At 43.6% G+C, this 16,555-nt stretch carries 20 protein-coding genes and 1 other annotated feature; of the genes, 10 read left to right on the top strand and 10 right to left on the bottom strand.

Features of this window, described 5'->3' with window-relative positions:
- Nucleotides 1–116 precede the first annotated feature (116 nt).
- Nucleotides 117–297, top strand: a binding site (T-box leader).
- A gap of 88 nt (nucleotides 298–385) precedes the next feature.
- Nucleotides 386–1,387: a tryptophan--tRNA ligase gene (gene trpS, locus ERJ70_RS04885; protein ID WP_209369141.1), complete on the top strand. Its 1,002-nt coding sequence runs from the start codon at nucleotides 386–388 to the stop codon at nucleotides 1,385–1,387.
- A gap of 129 nt (nucleotides 1,388–1,516) precedes the next feature.
- Here trpS and ERJ70_RS04880 read toward each other — a convergent pair whose 3' ends face one another.
- The 4 genes from ERJ70_RS04880 to ERJ70_RS04865 all read right to left on the bottom strand — a co-directional run bounded on the left by ERJ70_RS04880 (nucleotide 1,517) and on the right by ERJ70_RS04865 (nucleotide 5,239).
- Nucleotides 1,517–2,284 (bottom strand): YjbA family protein, encoded by a 768-nt coding sequence (locus tag ERJ70_RS04880; RefSeq protein ID WP_209367566.1) that lies wholly within the window; start codon nucleotides 2,282–2,284, stop codon nucleotides 1,517–1,519.
- Nucleotides 2,285–2,497: 213 nt separating this feature from the next.
- Nucleotides 2,498–2,698: a YuzI family membrane protein gene (locus ERJ70_RS04875; RefSeq protein ID WP_209367564.1), complete on the bottom strand. Its 201-nt coding sequence runs from the start codon at nucleotides 2,696–2,698 to the stop codon at nucleotides 2,498–2,500.
- A 326-nt stretch (nucleotides 2,699–3,024) separates the two neighbouring features.
- Nucleotides 3,025–4,269 carry a beta-ketoacyl-ACP synthase II gene (gene fabF, locus ERJ70_RS04870; RefSeq protein WP_209367562.1) on the bottom strand — a complete coding sequence of 415 codons (1,245 nt, stop codon included), beginning with the start codon at nucleotides 4,267–4,269 and terminating at the stop codon, nucleotides 3,025–3,027.
- 34 nt (nucleotides 4,270–4,303) lie between these two features.
- Complete coding sequence (locus tag ERJ70_RS04865; RefSeq protein ID WP_209367560.1) at nucleotides 4,304–5,239, bottom strand: beta-ketoacyl-ACP synthase III; 936 nt, start codon at nucleotides 5,237–5,239, stop codon at nucleotides 4,304–4,306.
- A gap of 174 nt (nucleotides 5,240–5,413) precedes the next feature.
- Between ERJ70_RS04865 and ERJ70_RS04860 the strand changes: the two genes are divergently transcribed.
- Complete coding sequence (locus tag ERJ70_RS04860; protein WP_209367559.1) at nucleotides 5,414–5,653, top strand: hypothetical protein; 240 nt, start codon at nucleotides 5,414–5,416, stop codon at nucleotides 5,651–5,653.
- A gap of 359 nt (nucleotides 5,654–6,012) precedes the next feature.
- Here ERJ70_RS04860 and ERJ70_RS04855 read toward each other — a convergent pair whose 3' ends face one another.
- Complete coding sequence (locus tag ERJ70_RS04855; RefSeq protein WP_245208118.1) at nucleotides 6,013–6,981, bottom strand: BMP family ABC transporter substrate-binding protein; 969 nt, start codon at nucleotides 6,979–6,981, stop codon at nucleotides 6,013–6,015.
- Between the two features lie 94 nt (nucleotides 6,982–7,075).
- On the bottom strand, nucleotides 7,076–7,717 hold the full coding sequence (locus ERJ70_RS04850; RefSeq protein ID WP_209367557.1) for a hypothetical protein: 642 nt from the start codon (nucleotides 7,715–7,717) through the stop codon (nucleotides 7,076–7,078).
- Between the two features lie 137 nt (nucleotides 7,718–7,854).
- Between ERJ70_RS04850 and ERJ70_RS04845 the strand changes: the two genes are divergently transcribed.
- Nucleotides 7,855–8,028 carry a YjzD family protein gene (locus ERJ70_RS04845; RefSeq protein WP_074598101.1) on the top strand — a complete coding sequence of 58 codons (174 nt, stop codon included), beginning with the start codon at nucleotides 7,855–7,857 and terminating at the stop codon, nucleotides 8,026–8,028.
- A gap of 75 nt (nucleotides 8,029–8,103) precedes the next feature.
- On the opposite strand, the gene ERJ70_RS04840 is transcribed toward ERJ70_RS04845, so the two are convergent.
- Complete coding sequence (locus tag ERJ70_RS04840; protein ID WP_209367555.1) at nucleotides 8,104–8,433, bottom strand: hypothetical protein; 330 nt, start codon at nucleotides 8,431–8,433, stop codon at nucleotides 8,104–8,106.
- 131 nt (nucleotides 8,434–8,564) lie between these two features.
- On the opposite strand from ERJ70_RS04840, the gene ERJ70_RS04835 reads away from it, so the two are divergent.
- A complete protein-coding gene (locus ERJ70_RS04835; protein ID WP_209367553.1) occupies nucleotides 8,565–9,386 on the top strand; it encodes an undecaprenyl-diphosphate phosphatase in 822 nt (273 codons plus the stop codon).
- A 273-nt stretch (nucleotides 9,387–9,659) separates the two neighbouring features.
- Here the strand turns inward: ERJ70_RS04835 and ERJ70_RS04830 are convergent, their stop codons facing one another.
- On the bottom strand, nucleotides 9,660–9,971 hold the full coding sequence (locus ERJ70_RS04830; protein ID WP_074598104.1) for a metal-sulfur cluster assembly factor: 312 nt from the start codon (nucleotides 9,969–9,971) through the stop codon (nucleotides 9,660–9,662).
- Between the two features lie 79 nt (nucleotides 9,972–10,050).
- Complete coding sequence (locus tag ERJ70_RS04825; RefSeq protein WP_209367551.1) at nucleotides 10,051–10,815, bottom strand: alpha/beta fold hydrolase; 765 nt, start codon at nucleotides 10,813–10,815, stop codon at nucleotides 10,051–10,053.
- 150 nt (nucleotides 10,816–10,965) lie between these two features.
- On the opposite strand from ERJ70_RS04825, the gene ERJ70_RS04820 reads away from it, so the two are divergent.
- The 4 genes from ERJ70_RS04820 to ERJ70_RS04805 all read left to right on the top strand — a co-directional run bounded on the left by ERJ70_RS04820 (nucleotide 10,966) and on the right by ERJ70_RS04805 (nucleotide 12,904).
- Nucleotides 10,966–11,805, top strand: coding sequence for a Cof-type HAD-IIB family hydrolase (locus ERJ70_RS04820; RefSeq protein ID WP_209367549.1), 840 nt, complete (start codon nucleotides 10,966–10,968; stop codon nucleotides 11,803–11,805).
- A 185-nt stretch (nucleotides 11,806–11,990) separates the two neighbouring features.
- Nucleotides 11,991–12,140 carry a hypothetical protein gene (locus ERJ70_RS04815; protein WP_162832887.1) on the top strand — a complete coding sequence of 50 codons (150 nt, stop codon included), beginning with the start codon at nucleotides 11,991–11,993 and terminating at the stop codon, nucleotides 12,138–12,140.
- Nucleotides 12,141–12,142: 2 nt separating this feature from the next.
- Complete coding sequence (locus ERJ70_RS04810; protein WP_209367548.1) at nucleotides 12,143–12,346, top strand: DUF3813 family protein; 204 nt, start codon at nucleotides 12,143–12,145, stop codon at nucleotides 12,344–12,346.
- A gap of 294 nt (nucleotides 12,347–12,640) precedes the next feature.
- Nucleotides 12,641–12,904, top strand: coding sequence for a NifU N-terminal domain-containing protein (locus ERJ70_RS04805; protein WP_209367546.1), 264 nt, complete (start codon nucleotides 12,641–12,643; stop codon nucleotides 12,902–12,904).
- 229 nt (nucleotides 12,905–13,133) lie between these two features.
- Here ERJ70_RS04805 and ERJ70_RS04800 read toward each other — a convergent pair whose 3' ends face one another.
- Nucleotides 13,134–13,982, bottom strand: a complete 849-nt coding sequence (locus tag ERJ70_RS04800) for a YitT family protein (RefSeq protein ID WP_209367545.1) — start codon at nucleotides 13,980–13,982, stop codon at nucleotides 13,134–13,136.
- A 400-nt stretch (nucleotides 13,983–14,382) separates the two neighbouring features.
- Between ERJ70_RS04800 and fakB the strand changes: the two genes are divergently transcribed.
- Together fakB and ERJ70_RS04790 are read left to right on the top strand one after the other, a co-directional pair.
- The gene (fakB, locus tag ERJ70_RS04795) at nucleotides 14,383–15,243 is read left to right on the top strand and encodes a DegV family protein (RefSeq protein ID WP_209367544.1); all 861 of its coding nucleotides are present in this window, start codon (nucleotides 14,383–14,385) and stop codon (nucleotides 15,241–15,243) included.
- Between the two features lie 437 nt (nucleotides 15,244–15,680).
- Nucleotides 15,681–16,535, top strand: a complete 855-nt coding sequence (locus ERJ70_RS04790) for an SDR family oxidoreductase (RefSeq protein ID WP_209367543.1) — start codon at nucleotides 15,681–15,683, stop codon at nucleotides 16,533–16,535.
- The last annotated feature ends 20 nt before the right edge of the window (nucleotides 16,536–16,555 follow it).

The following is a 16,555-nucleotide window of genomic DNA, read 5'->3' as shown; positions in this document are numbered from 1 at the left end:
GGTGAAGCCGCTTTTTTCATTACCAATGCGCACCTTCCTATCATATCGAGAAATACATTTCGAGGTTCGCCCTTGCATTTCGTTAAAAGTCTTTATATAATGATAAAAAATCAATATCTTTAGCAATGAAAAAGGCGTAGTACAATTGCCCGCTGGTTTATAGAGAGCTTGTGGTTGGTGGAAACAAGCATCAAGGTGAATTGGAATTGGACTTTCGAGCTAAGTTGAATTCTTAAGTGATCGAACTGGATAACAGTTTGATAATAAGGGTGGCACCGCGGTTCATTCGTCCCTTCGAAAGAAGGAAAGAATGAGCTTTTTTTGTGCTCAATTTATGCTCGCAATATCCTTTATCAACGCTGCAGATTATGAAGAGGTGATTACATTGAAGACTATATTTTCGGGAATTCAGCCGAGCGGAACGCTGACACTCGGAAACTATCTGGGAGCAATGAAACAATTTGTGGACTTACAGGAAGAAAACCACTGTTATTTTTGTATTGTCGACGAGCATGCGATTACCGTTCCACAAGACCGTTTAAAACTGCGTGACAACATCCGCTCGCTGGCAGCTCTCTACTTGGCATCAGGAATAGATCCAGAAAAATCGACATTGTTCATCCAGTCCGAGGTGGCAGCACATACACAGCTGGGTTGGATGTTGCAATCCATCAGTTATATCGGCGAATTGGAGCGGATGACACAATTCAAAGACAAATCGGCAGGAAAAGAAGCAGTTTCTTCATCACTGCTTACCTATCCTCCTCTAATGGCTGCGGACATTTTGCTTTATAAAACAGATATAGTGCCAGTAGGGGATGACCAAAAGCAGCATTTGGAACTAACCCGTAATTTAGCGCAAAGGTTCAACAATAAGTTTAATGACATCTTTACCGTGCCGGAAGTAAGTATTCCAAAAACTGGTGCAAGAATTATGTCGCTACAAGACCCAACCAAAAAAATGAGCAAATCAGATTCGAATCAAAAGGCATCCATTTTCATGCTGGATGACGAGAAAAAAATCGAAAAGAAAATCAAAAGTGCCGTCACAGATTCAGAGGGTATTGTTAAATTTGATAAAGAAAATAAACCGGGTGTTTCCAACCTGCTTGCCATTCACGCCAGTTGTACCGGCTCCTCTATCGCTGAACTGGAAAGCAAGTATCAGGACAAAGGTTATGGCCAATTTAAACAGGATACCGCTGATGCAGTTATTTCCGTACTCAAGCCTCTCCAAGAGCGATACTATGAGTTGATCGACTCGCAGGAGCTTGATGACATTCTGGATAACGGTGCTGATAAAGCGGAGCAGGCAGCAAACAAAATGCTTGCCAAAGCCAAAAAAGCAATGGGACTGGGCAGAGTCAAAAAGAAACCGAAAAAGTAACATTCGAGCAAAGTATTTAAAATGCTTTTTAAAGGAAAAACCCGCAAAATCACAGTCCTATTTGCGGGTTTTCCTTGTCCATATTTACATTTAAAGAGAGACCGGCAGTGATCTGGTCTCTCTCTTTAGTTAAAGCATTCGTTTGTAAGTATTTTGCTGGTCCTGATTCTGTTCTAGCTCATACATTTTCTCGAAAAATGGCTGCCCCTTTACCAGCTTGGCACAAAGTTCTTCATGAGCTCTGCTCCATCCCGGGCTCACGCCTTCATACAAGGCTTGCCAGGCAGCGTCAAAGTCCATCTCCCGAATTTGCGAATATTGATCTGGGTTCCACTCTGTCAGCCAGTAACGGACTTCCTGTAAGTTTTTCGTACCCTCCAGCTGATCCAAAGCCATCATCAATAATTGCTTTAGCTGTCGTTCTTTCCTTGTTAGTCCGAGCATCGAATCAGGTGAAAGTGACAATATATGATATTCTTTCTCCCTTTGTTCCGGTGAAAAAGAAAACTCCAGCCTGCTTGTGCCGTCAATTAGATCATATACCAGACGTTCCTGTCTCGGTATCAACCTGCTTTTTCGAACCGGCAGATGGTAACCCATCGTATCGATTGCCAAAATCGATTGGCCATCTGTGATCACACACGCATATTCCAAAGATATCCGCTCCTGGTTTTTCCGCAAATATGCCCGCTGATGGATTGCTTCGAGCAGGCTTTTTGGCAGATCCTGCAAATCATTTTCTATATAGTGGTACAACATTTCATCAATGTAAAGAACCGGTACCTGATCCAGCAGTTCAATGCCGTCTTCTTTTCTCCATTCATGAAATGCACAAACATTATAGCCGTTTTCTTCGCCTTCAAACCAATTCACCCATACGTCGTGTAAATACAACATGTCGAACCCCCGCTTTATTAATTGGATCGTTAGAAAATTGCGGCCCATTCAGGCTTGCCGGCATTCCCTCATGCTGTTTCCATCATCTTGTCCTGCCTGCTGCCAGACGGCCTGGCCGGAAACTGTGAACCGTACAATATTTAACCTTTATTTACGATACATTATGGCCAAAAAAGGAATATTTATTCTAACCAACCTAATAATTAACAGGTATTACCCTGGGTACTTATAAATTGCAATGATTATCAGCAGCAGACCTAGCGGGAGAAAGTAGCATTCCAATCTGCCCTGGATAAATAAAAAGTAATCAATCCAGGAAAGGCCGGCCGGAATAAAGTTCAAATAGAGAATGAACGTAACACCTCCAGATACTGCTAAACCGAATCCCACAAGAAACAATAAAACATAGCCCACGATTTTTCCCCCTGCCTGTCCACCTTGATCATTTACTTATATGTATGTAGGACAGGCTGTTCTAATGCCTGTATGTTTGCTTGATCAAGAAAAGGGCTAGTGCCCAACTTCTTATAAAAAAAGATCAGCGAAAAGTCGCTAATGCGTAATGTTTACTTGCTTTATTCATTATGGACTTGCTTCTCTATGTTGTTCTGACCTACCCCGAACGGATATCTTATTTTGATATCCCTCTAAAACAGAAACTTAACGTCAGTGATTATTCATCATTCAGTTAACAAGCAAAAACCCCATTCCCTGTAGTGGGAATGGGGTTCATGAAAAGTTTATGCATCCTGGTATTTCTTGAAAATGAGGGTCGCATTGTGACCGCCGAATCCGAGCGAGTTACTCAAAGCATATTCGTATTCCTGCTGTCTCGCTTGATTCGCGACGTAATCGAGATCACATTCTGGATCTGGAGTTTCCAAATTGATCGTTGGCGGTAAAATGCTCTCATTAATGGATTTTACCGAAATAATTGCTTCAATGGCCCCTGCAGCTCCCAGCAAGTGGCCGGTCATCGATTTGGTAGAAGATATCGCCAAGTTTTCAGCATGCCCTCCGAAAACTTGCTTGATTGCTTTTGTTTCAAAAGGATCGTTTAATTCGGTACTTGTTCCATGGGCATTGATATAAGCAATTTGAGAAGCGTCAACGCCTGCATCGCTTATTGCCTGATTCATAGCACGAACTGCGCCTTCCCCTTCTGGAGCTGGAGAAGTAATATGATAAGCATCTCCAGCAGATCCGTAACCTACTATCTCACCGTAAATTTTTGCTCCGCGCTGTTTTGCAGATTCCAACGATTCAATAACCAGTATTCCTGCACCTTCGCCCATGACAAATCCGTCACGATTTTGATCGAATGGACGACTCGCTGTTTTCGGATCGTCATTGAACGTCAACGCTTTTGCCGTGGAAAAACCGGCGAAAGCCATTTTCGTGAGCGGTGCTTCCGCGCCACCGGTAATCATAACATCTGCATCTCCACGCTGAATGACTTTATAGGCGTCACCGATGGAATTCGTTCCTGATGCACAAGCGGTTACCGTGCAGGAATTAATGCCTTTCGCTCCCAATTGGATCGAGATCTGGCCAGCTGCCATATCTGGTATAAGCATTGGTACAAAGAACGGACTAACCCGGCGATAGCCTTTTTCCTGAAACTTTTCGAATTGCTCTTCGTATGTCTTCATGCCGCCGATTCCGGAACCGACCCAAACACCAACCCGCGGGGCCAGTTCTTCCGTGATATCCAAGTCCGCGTCCTTGACCGCCATTTTTGCCGCTCCGACGGCATATTGTGTAAACAAATCCATCCGTTTGGCTTCTTTTTTCTCCATGTAATTTACCGGATCCCAGTCTTTCACCTCACCGGCAACTTTCGCTGGAAAATCGTCTTTGTCTACTTTTGTCACAAAATCGATTCCGGATGTTCCTTCTATTATATTTCCCCACATCGTGTCTACATCATTACCGACAGGGCTGACAGCTCCCAGCCCTGTGATAACTACACGTCTATTCTCCATTTTATACTCCTCCTTCTCTATCCCGTGTCATTTCTTATCTACCATATTTGAATGCAACCGCACCCCATGTAAGTCCTCCGCCAAAACCGACAAGAACCACTAAGTCATCTTCCTTTATTTTACCGTTTTTTACTCCTTCTGACAAAGCAATCGGAATGGAAGCTGCCGAGGTATTTCCATATTTCTTTACCGACGCCGCCATTCTTTCTTCTGGAATGCCAAGTTTCTCGCGCGCTGCTTCCATGATTCGAATATTGGCTTGATGAGGAATTAAATAATCGACGTCTTCCCGTTTGTATCCAGCTTTTTCGACTACATTCACCGAAGACTCTGGCATCTGCCGTACTGCAAACTTGAACACCTCGCGGCCGTTCATGCTCAAGTAGTCCTTATCTTGAAACAGATATTTACCGCCTGATCCGTCAGCTCCCAGTTCGAAAGATAAAATGCCGCGTTCGTCACTGACTTCACCGATAATTGCTGCTCCAGCACCGTCACCGAACAGGACACAAGTGTTACGGTCCGTCCAGTCCGTGATTTTGGACAGTTTTTCCACTCCTACGACAAGGATATTTTTATAAACACCGGTATCAATGAACTGTTTGGCTGTTACCATGCCATACATAAAACCGGAACACGCGGCGCTTAAATCCATTGCCGCAACCTTATCGGCTCCCAACCGATCCTGCAGCATGCATGATACGGATGGAAATGGTGTATCTGGAGTCACGGTCGCCACCATGATCATATCCAGGTCTTTTGCCGTAATACCCGCTTCTTCCATCGCGTTCACTGCGGCTCGGTATGCCATTTCCGACGTATCCATATCATCTTCTGCAATTCTTCTCTCTTCAATCCCGGTCCTCGTCCGGATCCATTCATCTGTTGTATCAACTATTTTTTCCAAATCAAAATTGGTGAGCACTTTTTCCGGTACATAGTGACCGGTACCTGTTATACCTGCCCTCATCTATTATCTCTCCTCATCATACAGAGTTTACTATCAATTATTAAGACTTGGTACTAATTTTAATCGATTCCTATATTTTATTCAAGTTTTTCAAAGACTATTCCACCATATCCGTGATGGCCGCCTGCGCTTCGGGGCTTGCCTTTCAATAAAATAGTATGGGAGGTGAGAAAAATGGCCGAAAGAAATCAAAATAGCAATGAACCAGGATACAACCGCTTCGATGAAATGATGTTCGGGCCTCGGAGAAGGGCTTCACAGGATGGAAAGGAGGCTGTCGCTGCACCGGACCAGGCGGAAGAAACGGAGTCATTTGATTTGTTTGGCACAGCCCAGACTGTAATGGAAACTTATCAGCAACTATCGCCATACGTTAGAGAAATCTCCGGATTAATCAAGCAATTCCGGAAATGACGACCATTGCTGCCAAGCTGCGTCCGTGCATTTACGGACGCTTGATTTTAGGAGACAACAGGAACGGACAAAAGCGCAAGCGCCTGTTTAAAGGAGTACAGGCTAAAGCCGCCACGTCCTGTGGCAACGCCTGCATGACCCACATCGTTTGGGCCTCCGACAAGCTTAAGAACAGCCTCGGCGTGGCGCTTTTTGCCACACAGAGGGCGGGCTTAAGACCTCGAGGGGGTAGGCGCTGGAGCTGGACGTGGCTGGTTCAGCCAATAATGATCCACACACTGTTAAATTTATCATTTCCTATACAGCAAAAAAAGACTGCCTGCTTGTCCAGCAGTAAGGCAGCCTTATATATGGAGATATTATTGTTCATTTGGCAGCAAGCCGGTGTCTTTATATCGGTCAATCGCATCCTGGATTTCTTCAACAAAGCTCTCCGGTACTTCAGGACTGAATTCCCCCATTGTGATTCCTCCATCCTGAAAGTCGTATGTCCTCACATCTCCTTTCAGTTTTCCTTCATTGAAAGCTTCCGCTGTTTGCAAGTAAATATCATCGACATGCTGAACGGTACTGGTCAATACCGTGTTTTTGCCCAAACTAGCCTGATCGGTGACATAACCGATTGCATATAATCCTTTTTCTTTTACTTTGTTGATCACCTGGACACTGAACTGATCTCCTGTCGGATAGAAAACATCGACGTCTTTTGCGCTCATTTGTTCCAGCAAATCCAAAGCCCTGTCGCTGTCATTCCAGCTATTCACGAAATTCATATGTACATATGCGTCGGGATTTTGGTAATTGACTCCCTCATAAAAGCCCTCAATTTCCGGCTGCCATTCAAAAGCACCGATCAATCCGACATTGTTGGTAGAGGTCATTTTTCCGGCCACCATTCCACTGAAAAATCCCATGGCATGAGAATTAAAATTGACGGATGTCAAATTATCACCTGTATATCCTCCATTGAAGTAAACGAAATGAATGTCTGGATACGCCTCATTGATTTCATCGAGCATTTTTCCGTAGTTACTACTGTGACCAAAGATTAAATTAATCCCCTGGTTAGAGAATTCCTCGACAGCTCGATTGACATCCTGCTGTGTTTGGATACCTTCTTTAAAATATACGTCTACATCATATTCTTCTTTGATTTTCAAAAGTCCCTGATAGCCTTTATTTCCCCAAGTCTGATCATGGATGGAATTTTCAACAAGCATGCCGACCCTGTTGATTTCTCCTCCACCCATAGTGGAGCAGCCGGCTGCCAAAAGGAAACAGAAACCGGCAAGGAAGACAAGCGGAACAAATCGGTATCTATTTTTCACCGTGCGCACTCCCAATCGGTCAGTAATCTCTAGTACTATTCTACCGTCTTACTGCTAGTCCGTAAACGCTTCGAATTATTACATTCTGATTACATTAGTAAAAAGGCATAAATTTTTCATAATGCTGATTCAATTTCTTTTGACGCAACTCTGGCTTTTCTGAGGGAAGAACGGGAATCACTTCAGCATCCACTTCTCTTTTATCCTCCTCTTTACCGGGAGGACACATGACAATGTGCTTACTCGGCTGCTTTATTTCCAACAGAGGAAGGAATTCCTGAAAAAAGTCTCCTATATATACAGCGTCAGTAAGGAAAGATTCCGAATTAAAGGGGACAGTCCCCCCATCCGGTCTTGTCAGGCTGTCCTCTGTCCTGGGCATCCATTCGCCATATAATAGTGGTAAATGCACATGGCACCATTCTTCTTGAAGTTTTTCTTGCTTTACCCTGCTGAGGAAAAATTTTTTAGGTATGTTGCCGGCATCCAGCATGGGAGTTTTTTGCACCGTTTCAATTTGTATGATCGCTTCTAATTTTGCTTCTGTTTTGCCTGTTTGATACTCCTCCATCGTTGAAAATAATTGAAAGGAACTGTTCCGTGCCAAAAAACCCCAAAAATTATCTTGCCTGGCAGTCCTTGCTTCCCCTATCCCAATAACTTGTTCGCCCTGTTGCAGCAACTTCTCACAGAGATGAAAACCGATCCAGTCAAAGCAGGGTAAAACCAAATACATAGGAAACGCCCTCCCTTTCCGATATTCCCGCCAACATTATGCACAGGATTTTGTGTGTATTACTATTTTTTATATTTATTTTTTAACTGGCTTCTGCTAAACTGAAAATAGAATGTGTAAAAAATGAGGTGAAATGATTGCGTTATCTTTGGACAGTTATCTGGTCATTTTTACTTAGCTTTTTGATATCGTATGTATTATCAAGCATGGGCGGAGCAACTCTACCGTTCGATCAGGTGCTTGTGTTAACAGTAATTTTTTCTGTAGCAATTTTTCTTTTAGGCGGTGCCTTGAAGGAAGAAACAGAATAGGCTGCATCCGCTGCCATTTTGGTTGAAAACCCTTGCCCACAAGGAGTCGGCAAGGGTTTATTCTTACGGAAAAATTTAATACCAGGGCAGCGCACTTAAAGCCACAAGTGCTGTCAACGGCAGCACAAGACGGCGGAACCTTCCCGGTCCAAATCCGTATCCGGGATAACCGTATCCTGGATAGCCATAACCAGGATAGTATCCAAACTGCCGATCGTCTCCATATCCTGTATAATACTCTGGGACAGTTGTTTGGATCGGAACCGCCAAATACACAAAGTCTTCGTCCAAATCGACAACGATACCGTCCACTTTGGACCCATCATTCAATTCAGCAAGTACATAGGAATTCATATGGGACTTGCAAAGCTCATATATATGGTGGTGGCTGTGTGGTCTGTTCATGTTGACTACCTCCTTCACACTTTAGCCTATTCATAGCTGCCTGGGTGTGTGACAGGGGCGACGACTATATATAAGGTGACAAGGAACCATACTAGATAAAAGCATTGCTTTGTAAAATTGGGAGGAAAAACATGGATTTTGCCAACGATTTTTGGATTTTAGTCAAATATGTATTTTTAGGATTGTTTCAAGGGTTTACAGAGCCGATACCGATTTCATCCAGCGGCCACCTCGTCCTCCTGAGGAATTTATTCCAGTTGGACATTCATGGATTGTCCTTTGAAATTTTAGTAAACGCAGGTTCGTTAATTGCGGTACTGCTTGTTTACAAAAATGATATTTTCCGTTTAATTCAAAACGGATTCCGTTATCTGTTCACCAAACAGCCGGAAACACGAGACGATTTTAATTTCATTTTGTACTTGATCGTCGGAACCATTCCGGCCGGCATTATCGGAATTTTGTTCGAAGAACAGATTGAACATATATTCAGTTTTTCGAAAATGGTCGGTATCACCTTGATTGTCACAGGAATTGCCTTGTGGATCATCCGCAATATTAAAGGATACAAAAATGACGGCGAGATCACATTCAAGGATGCGCTTATCGTCGGACTGGCACAGGCTGTGGCGTTGATACCGGGAATCAGCCGTTCAGGAGCCACGATCGTCGGTGCCATGCTGCTTGGCATGCATAAAGAAACCGCACTGCGTTACTCGTTTTTGCTTTATATTCCCGTAAGTCTGGGTACGCTTGTGCTCAGCATCGGGGAGATTGTGAACGATGATCAGTTCAGCGCCCTGTTCATCCCTCACTTGCTTGCGTTTATGGCTGCCATTATTGCCACCTATTATTCGTTGCGGTGGTTTATAAATATCATGGCAAAAGGAAACTTAAAATATTTTTCCTTCTACTGCTTCATTGTCGGTATTCTTGCCATATTGTTCTTATAAAAGAAAAGCTGTCCAGCATGAATGATGCGGACAGCTTTTTTCCTTATCCACTATTCTGTTTCATTTGGTGATATGTTAGGATCAATAATCATTCTTTATTCACATTTTCATCACCGTGATAACAAGTTTTTTTGCTTCTCTCCGTCTCCATTCGAACTTTTTGCCTGGATGAAGGGTTCTCATCGGTCTCCGTTCGTTTCCGTGTTAATTTATCCGAGAACTTTTAATCCAACTAAAAAACCCCTTGCGATGTGCAAGAGGTTTAGGCAATCATTAATCTGGAATACCCAGAGCGATCTTTGCATATCTTGACATCCGGTCTTTCGACCAAGGCGGATTCCAAACGATATTGACGTTTGTTTCCTTTACCTCCGGGATGTCGCTCAGAACAAATTTGACATCTTGTTCAATATGGCCTGCCAGTGGGCAGCCCATTGCCGTCAATGTCATGGTGACAGTGGCCACACCGTTATCGTCTAAATCAACTCCATAGACAAGGCCTAAGTTTACAATATCTATCCCGAGTTCCGGGTCAATTACGTTCTCAAGAGCACCCATCAAGTTTTCCTGCAACGCTTCCTCCATGATACAAACCTCCTTGATATTGGTTCTTCTTATTATAAACACATATCGGTCATTTTTTAAATGATAATCTTCGAAGCCTCTACAATTGCATATCGAACCATTTCACGGTCTCCAGTACAGCGAACCTGCTGACCTTGTGTCCTCGGCCGACCTCGCGTAAGAAACGGATGCTTTCCGGATTTTTATAATAAGGAACGACTTCATTGTAAAAACTGTATGCATGGTCAAAAGGTACGACCGGGTCGGCTTCGCCATGCCAGAAAAACAGTGGCCGTTCATATAGCTTGTCCATCTGCTTCGACAAATCAATGGTCTCCAGCTGCTGATAAATGGTATGAATCTGTTCGTCCGACATTTCAAAATCAGCACTGGATTTCTTCATTTGATCGACCAATGCTTTCGCATAATCGGTGATTTTCGGAGATCCCATCAGCACCGCAGATGCTTTAATCCAAGGATATTGCGTTAAGGCAGCGGCCGTGGTGATCCCTCCCATACTGGTTCCAGCAAGACCGAACCTTTCATCAAGCAGCAGCCCTTTTTCTTCCAGGATATTCTTAATCACTTGCAAATCCTTTATGTTTTGGCTGACAATTTCAAAAAAACGGATATTCATATCATTTGCTGATAAGTCTTCGGCTCTATCCCCATGAAGGATACTGTCCGGGAGAATAACCCGGAAGCCTTTTTCTGCGAGCAAATAAGCAAGTGGCAGGTTATGTTCTTTAGCGCTTGTGTAGCCATGAAAATATGTAAGGACCGGCAGTGGCTCTCTGCTTTTTTCTGCATCGACGACAATAAGGACGGGAATCTCATTCCATTTTTCTCTGCTTACGCTGATCATATCTTCTTATCCTCTCATCAATAGTGGTAGTCTTACTTCCATGATAATCGTTACGCTAAAAACATGCAAAACAAACAGTAAAATTAACCCATTCTTTACAGATAACCTGTTCACCGATAAACTATACTTACATAAGAGGTGATTAAATAAATGAAAATGAACCAGCATTTGATAGCATTGGATCTTGACGGAACCCTGCTTACAGACAACAAAGTAATAAGCGAGAAAACAAAAAAGGTAGTTATGCAGGCAAAACAAGCCGGCCATATCGTGGTGATTGCCACCGGCAGACCCCATCGTGCCAGCATTGACTATTACAAGGAACTGGAGTTGGACACCCCAATGGTGAACTTTAACGGAGCGTTGATTCATCATCCATTAGATAAAAAATGGGATGCCGTCCATTCACCGCTACCCAACCGGACAGCAAAAGCAATCGTCCAGTCTTGTTATGACTTGGAGGTCAACAATATCATGGCCGAGGTCGGGGACGACGTCTACCTTGATCGGTATGATGAAGAATTAATGAAAATCTTCCACACCGACCAGGCTAATCCTGTTACTGTCGGCAGCCTGAAAAATAACTTACAAAATGATCCAACCTCCCTGTTGATACACCCTCAGGAAGAACATATACAAGAGCTCCGCTCCCACCTGGATGACAAACACGCTTCCGTCATCGAACACCGCAAGTGGGGGGCTCCATGGCATGTGATCGAAATCGTCCGTAAAGGGCTGAATAAAGCAGTCGGACTGGAAAAAATCGCCCGCTATTTTGATATTCCACAGTCACACATTATTGCTTTTGGAGACGAAGACAACGATTTGGAAATGATTGAATATGCTGGTGTCGGCGTGGCGATGGGAAATGGCATCGAGGAACTGAAGAAATTGGCGAATCATGTCGCCGAAACCAATGAAGCGGATGGTATTGGTGGCTTCCTGGAAGAGTATTTGCATCTCGGAGTCCAAAGCACCAGTACTAAATAACGCGCTTAATTCTGGCATCTTTTTCAAGTCATTCTTTTTCCTTACGAAGTCCATACTAAGCTTGAACGCAATAGCGTTCAAGCTTTTTTGTACGCTGGTTTTCACGGCTGTCGGTGTTGCGACAAAGAGTCTGTTGCCTGCTTCCAGCAGGTCTTTCGTGGACATTTCTATTAGGGGGAATGGAAATGAGCAGAAAAAGCAAGTCGAAACGATTTACGCAGCAGGGTGCGGATTCGGTAAAAAGACACGATGAACGCTTTCCTTATCGGGAACGCTTTACCGATGTCGAGCGTAAAGAGGAACAAGCAGACCAACATACTCTGGGAGGTTTTTAACAATGGCAAACAATTTCATGCAGCAAGCTAGAAATGCGATGAACCGTATAACCAACATGACAAACGGCGGCCAGAATGTCAGCGAACAAGAGAAACAAGCAGCTCGCAATGCAATCCAATCTGCTTATACAAGCGCTTCCCCCGAAGAGCAAGAACAGCTTCAGCAGTTAGAAGAGCAGCTTAACCGTCATAACCAATTGCAGTAAACTGACAGGGCGGCATCCATCCGGGTGCCGTCCTTTTCAATAATTCATAGCGTGCTCCCTCTCCCTGTACCATCTAACGGAACCAGAAAAATGCAAGGAGTGTTTTACGAAATGAACATAAAACGACAGGACTAGACAATTATTACCCAGGAAATAAGTGAGCGTATCTTGATAACTTACGAATCCAATGACAATCCCTTCTTTCCTTATCCTTCATTTATCCTCAATTGCTTTTGTAATTGACAAATATCTGCTATTATGGACGTAAATCTGTGTTACATAGGAGGACTAAGCATGAGTGTACGAGTGGAAGCGACACCGAACCCAAATGCAATGAAATTTACAACGGATTCCATGATATTTGAGGGAAATAATAGCGTGTCCGTGATGGCTGGACAAACAAGTGAGCACAAGGTGCTGAATGACCTGATGGAACTAGACGGAGTCGACAATGTTTTCGGTTTCCAAAACTTCATCACAGTAAACAAAAAATTCGATGTGGAGTGGGAGTCACTTACCCCACAAGTGGAAGCTATTTTAAACGAATACGGATATTAAGATTTTCTGTAAAACAGATTGGATGAAGGCGTAAGTCTGAGTGCAATCACATGTTTTCTGCACATGCCTTGTTAATAATCATAAAAAGAAAGCTGTTCAAGAAGTCTTTGCACTTCTTTGAACAGCTCTTTTTATATCCTCTTAAATCAGCTTAAAATACTTCCCATACCGAATGGAAGATGCCGGCCCTATCCAGTCTAGAGTCAGGCTTATGCTTCAAAAAAGGATATTAATCGTTGCGCCGGAAGAAACCAAATATTCCGGTTGTCTGCACAACATTCGTGAACGCCTGCGGATCCACTTCCGAAATAATCCGCTCCAAATCATACAGTTCATACCTGGTGATCACAAGTACCATCATGTCCTTGTGTTCACGACTGTATGCTCCACGAGCAGGTAAAATCGTGATACCACGGATCATCTTGTCATGAATCGCTTTTTGCATCTCCTCTGCTTTGCGCGTGACAATCATGGCTGTCACTTTTTCATGACGGGTATGGAGCGCATCGATTACCCTTGTTGTTACATATAAAGTCAGCAACGTATACAAGGCATTCTCTGCCTCATACAGCAAACCAGCGACAATGATGATTCCGCTGTTGATGATCAAAAAGAAATTACCGATCGGTTTGTCCTTCATACGGGACAAGACCATCGCCACGATATCAAGACCGCCTGTGGATGCCCCCCATTTTAATGTCATACCGACACCTATACCGCCGATGACACCGCCGAAAACAGCATTTAGAATAATATCCTCTGATAATGGCTGTACCGGCAACACTTCAAGAAAAATCGTCGTGAATATGACCGAGATTACACTGTAAATCGTAAAACCCTTCCCGACTTTGTACCAGCCCAATATGGCAACCGGTATATTCAAAATAAATAATATGATACCAGTGCTTACTCCATTGATATTGAAAAAGTCTTGAAAAATACTTGATAAAAGCTGGGCAATACCTGTAAAACCGCTGGCATACACATTCGCGGCAATCAGGAAAAAGTTTAATGCAATTGCATTGAACAATGCCCCCACCATCACGATAAAAATTCTTCTCGCTTCAATGAAAAACATAACTGCCTCCTTCGTTTATCCCGGTCAAAAGCCACGCCTGTACGGCTGGTTCCAGGTGTGGCCGCTCCCTGTATCCCTGTTGTTTTTCATCATCTTATCGGGCTATTTTTTCTACATGTCCTTATCGTTTCCATATGTAGCAAAAATAAGCTTCTCTTTTCCATACCCAGCTAATCGTACAAATAATCGGCAGTATCGCATTCAACGTCAATCCAACTAAATGGGAAAAAGCTTTGACTAACGGTAGCTGTACGCTTACACTGTAAATAAACTGCACTGATTAATTTATCATCCAGACGGGGCCTGTTTGTTAAGCAGGATTCCATGTTGGTTTCTTTTTTGGAAACTCCCATTTTACTTTTTACCGTATTAAAAATGATCCGAATTGAGGGTGGAAAACATGAATGTGAAAATTATCACCGATTCTGCGTGTGACCTTTCGCAAAGCCATTATGAAAAATACAACATTGATATGGTATCACTGACTGTCGAACTCGACAATGAAAACTTTGAAGATGCGAAAACAATATCTGCGAAAGCAGTCTATGATGCCATGCGCGCAGGAAAAGCACCGAAAACGTCGCAAGTCAGTCCGCAGAAATTCCGTGAAGCGTTTGAAAACTATGCTAGACAAAACCAGCCATGTCTTTACATCGCTTTCTCTTCCGAACTTTCGGGAACGTATAATGCAGGCAGAATGGCCATGCAAGAAGTCAAGGAGGATTATCCTGACTGGGAAGTCCAAGTGCTAGACACCCATTGCGCTTCACTGGGGCACGGATTGGTCGTCCTGCGAGCCGCCAAGCTTGCAAATGAAGGAGAAAGTCTCACTAAGATTGAAAAAATTGCCAGATACCATGCTGATCACATGGAGCACATCTTCACAGTAGATGATCTGGAGTATTTGTATCGCGGTGGCCGAGTAAGCAAAACGGCAGCATTTGTCGGTTCGTTGCTAAAAATCAAACCTCTTTTGCATGTTGAAGATGGTAAACTGATACCACTGGAAAAAATCCGTGGTTCCAAACGTGTGTTGAAACGAATGGTAGATGTAATGGAGGAACGGGGAAAAGATTTTCAAAACCAGCCAATCGGCATCAGCCACGGAGATGATATAGAAAATGCCAGGCAGCTGGCCGAAATGATCAGAGAACGCTTTAAAACCGAAGATATCCATATTGAAATGGTCGGTTCGGCGATCGGCGCCCATTCCGGTCCTGGAACACTTGCTTTGTTTTTCTTGAACGATGACTACCAATAAAATGCACGTGGCTGGGACATAAGCATAGTAACCAGAGCAAAAACCGAACGATGTTTCGAATTTCAAAGCTTCGAACTCGATCGGTTTTTGTTTTTGCTTTTTTCCTGTTAGTTAACTAAATGATAAACTATCCTTCTCAAAAGAATGGTGCAATTATCCACTTGGGCAAGGTACTTCGCTTTCCGTGGCGCAACACGACAACAGAATGAAAGTCTATCTAAGGCGTTCACCATCCTCCGCTGTTCTTCCCTTGCATAACCGTGAATCCACTAAGAAGTTCTTTTAAAATTCCTATCCTGTTATCGTTTGATTTTTCCAATAATTTACGGTATATCCCAATCTCCTTTAACTCGGAATAATCTGCCGGCCTGCTCGCTGCGATTATTGGGGTTTAAGGAAGGGTATTGGTTAAAACAAAACAAACATGGAGGGATAACATGGCAGACGAACTACAACCAAAACAGCATCAGGACCGGCAGCCAGGGCTTGAACATGAAATGGACCCGCTGCCTAACTATGTAGATCCTGACTATAAAGGCAGCGGAAAATTGCAAGGGAAGAAAGCAATCATTACCGGAGGAGATAGCGGAATTGGACGTTCTGTAAGCCTTTATTATGCAAAAGAAGGCGCAGATGTCGCCATCATTTACCTGGATGAAGAGGAAGACGCCCAGAAGACTAAAGAATTGGTCGAAGAGGAAGGACAACAATGCCTATTGCTTCCTGGCGATGTAACCAATGCTGAATTTTGCTCCTCAGCAGTTCAAAAAACGGTTGAAACCTTCGGAAAAGTTGATATCTTAGTCAACAATGCCGGTGTCCAATATCCGCAGAGCGAATTTTTAGATATAACAAACGAACAAATGGAAAAAACATTTCAGACCAACTTTTACCCTTTTTTCTATATGGTCAAAGCTGTGGTACCACACATGCAGGAAGGTAGTACCATTATTAATACTTCCTCCATTAATGCTTATGTCGGCAATGCTTCCCTGATTGATTATACGGCGACAAAGGGGGCAATCACTTCCTTTACCCGGGCATTGTCCGAATCATTGGTCGGGAAAGGTATCCGCGTCAATGGCGTGGCACCAGGCCCGATTTGGACGCCTTTAATTCCTGCAAGCTTTGATGAAGAAAAAGTCGCTAAATTCGGCAGCAACTATCCAATGGGCCGCCCCGGCGAACCAAAGGAAGTCGCTCCAGCTTACGTTTACCTGGCCAGCAAGGATTCAAGCTACGTCTCCGGCCAAATGATCCATGTCAACGGCGGAGTCGTCCTAAACGGCTAATTGCAGGCGGGGTCAGTCCC

This window comes from Sediminibacillus dalangtanensis, from assembly GCF_017792025.1.
Lineage (GTDB): Bacteria > Bacillota > Bacilli > Bacillales > Amphibacillaceae > Sediminibacillus > Sediminibacillus dalangtanensis.
The sequence above is the reverse complement of the archived record's forward strand: the minus strand, read 5'-3'. Positions and strand labels throughout refer to the sequence as shown.

What these genes read in the sequence shown, in the direction of transcription:
- ERJ70_RS04880 (WP_209367566.1), bottom strand. Translation starts at nt 2,284, where the DNA reads ATGTTGTATTTACACGACGTATGGGTGAATTGGTTTGAAGGCGAAGAA.
- fabF (WP_209367562.1), bottom strand. Translation starts at nt 4,269, where the DNA reads ATGGAGAATAGACGTGTAGTTATCACAGGGCTGGGAGCTGTCAGCCCT.
- ERJ70_RS04865 (WP_209367560.1), bottom strand. Translation starts at nt 5,239, where the DNA reads ATGAGGGCAGGTATAACAGGTACCGGTCACTATGTACCGGAAAAAGTG.
- ERJ70_RS04860 (WP_209367559.1), top strand. Translation starts at nt 5,414, where the DNA reads ATGGCCGAAAGAAATCAAAATAGCAATGAACCAGGATACAACCGCTTC.
- ERJ70_RS04850 (WP_209367557.1), bottom strand. Translation starts at nt 7,717, where the DNA reads ATGTATTTGGTTTTACCCTGCTTTGACTGGATCGGTTTTCATCTCTGT.
- ERJ70_RS04840 (WP_209367555.1), bottom strand. Translation starts at nt 8,433, where the DNA reads ATGAACAGACCACACAGCCACCACCATATATATGAGCTTTGCAAGTCC.
- ERJ70_RS04835 (WP_209367553.1), top strand. Translation starts at nt 8,565, where the DNA reads ATGGATTTTGCCAACGATTTTTGGATTTTAGTCAAATATGTATTTTTA.
- ERJ70_RS04830 (WP_074598104.1), bottom strand. Translation starts at nt 9,971, where the DNA reads ATGGAGGAAGCGTTGCAGGAAAACTTGATGGGTGCTCTTGAGAACGTA.
- ERJ70_RS04825 (WP_209367551.1), bottom strand. Translation starts at nt 10,815, where the DNA reads ATGATCAGCGTAAGCAGAGAAAAATGGAATGAGATTCCCGTCCTTATT.
- ERJ70_RS04820 (WP_209367549.1), top strand. Translation starts at nt 10,966, where the DNA reads ATGAAAATGAACCAGCATTTGATAGCATTGGATCTTGACGGAACCCTG.
- ERJ70_RS04815 (WP_162832887.1), top strand. Translation starts at nt 11,991, where the DNA reads ATGAGCAGAAAAAGCAAGTCGAAACGATTTACGCAGCAGGGTGCGGAT.
- ERJ70_RS04810 (WP_209367548.1), top strand. Translation starts at nt 12,143, where the DNA reads ATGGCAAACAATTTCATGCAGCAAGCTAGAAATGCGATGAACCGTATA.
- ERJ70_RS04805 (WP_209367546.1), top strand. Translation starts at nt 12,641, where the DNA reads ATGAGTGTACGAGTGGAAGCGACACCGAACCCAAATGCAATGAAATTT.
- ERJ70_RS04800 (WP_209367545.1), bottom strand. Translation starts at nt 13,982, where the DNA reads ATGTTTTTCATTGAAGCGAGAAGAATTTTTATCGTGATGGTGGGGGCA.
- fakB (WP_209367544.1), top strand. Translation starts at nt 14,383, where the DNA reads ATGAATGTGAAAATTATCACCGATTCTGCGTGTGACCTTTCGCAAAGC.
- ERJ70_RS04790 (WP_209367543.1), top strand. Translation starts at nt 15,681, where the DNA reads ATGGCAGACGAACTACAACCAAAACAGCATCAGGACCGGCAGCCAGGG.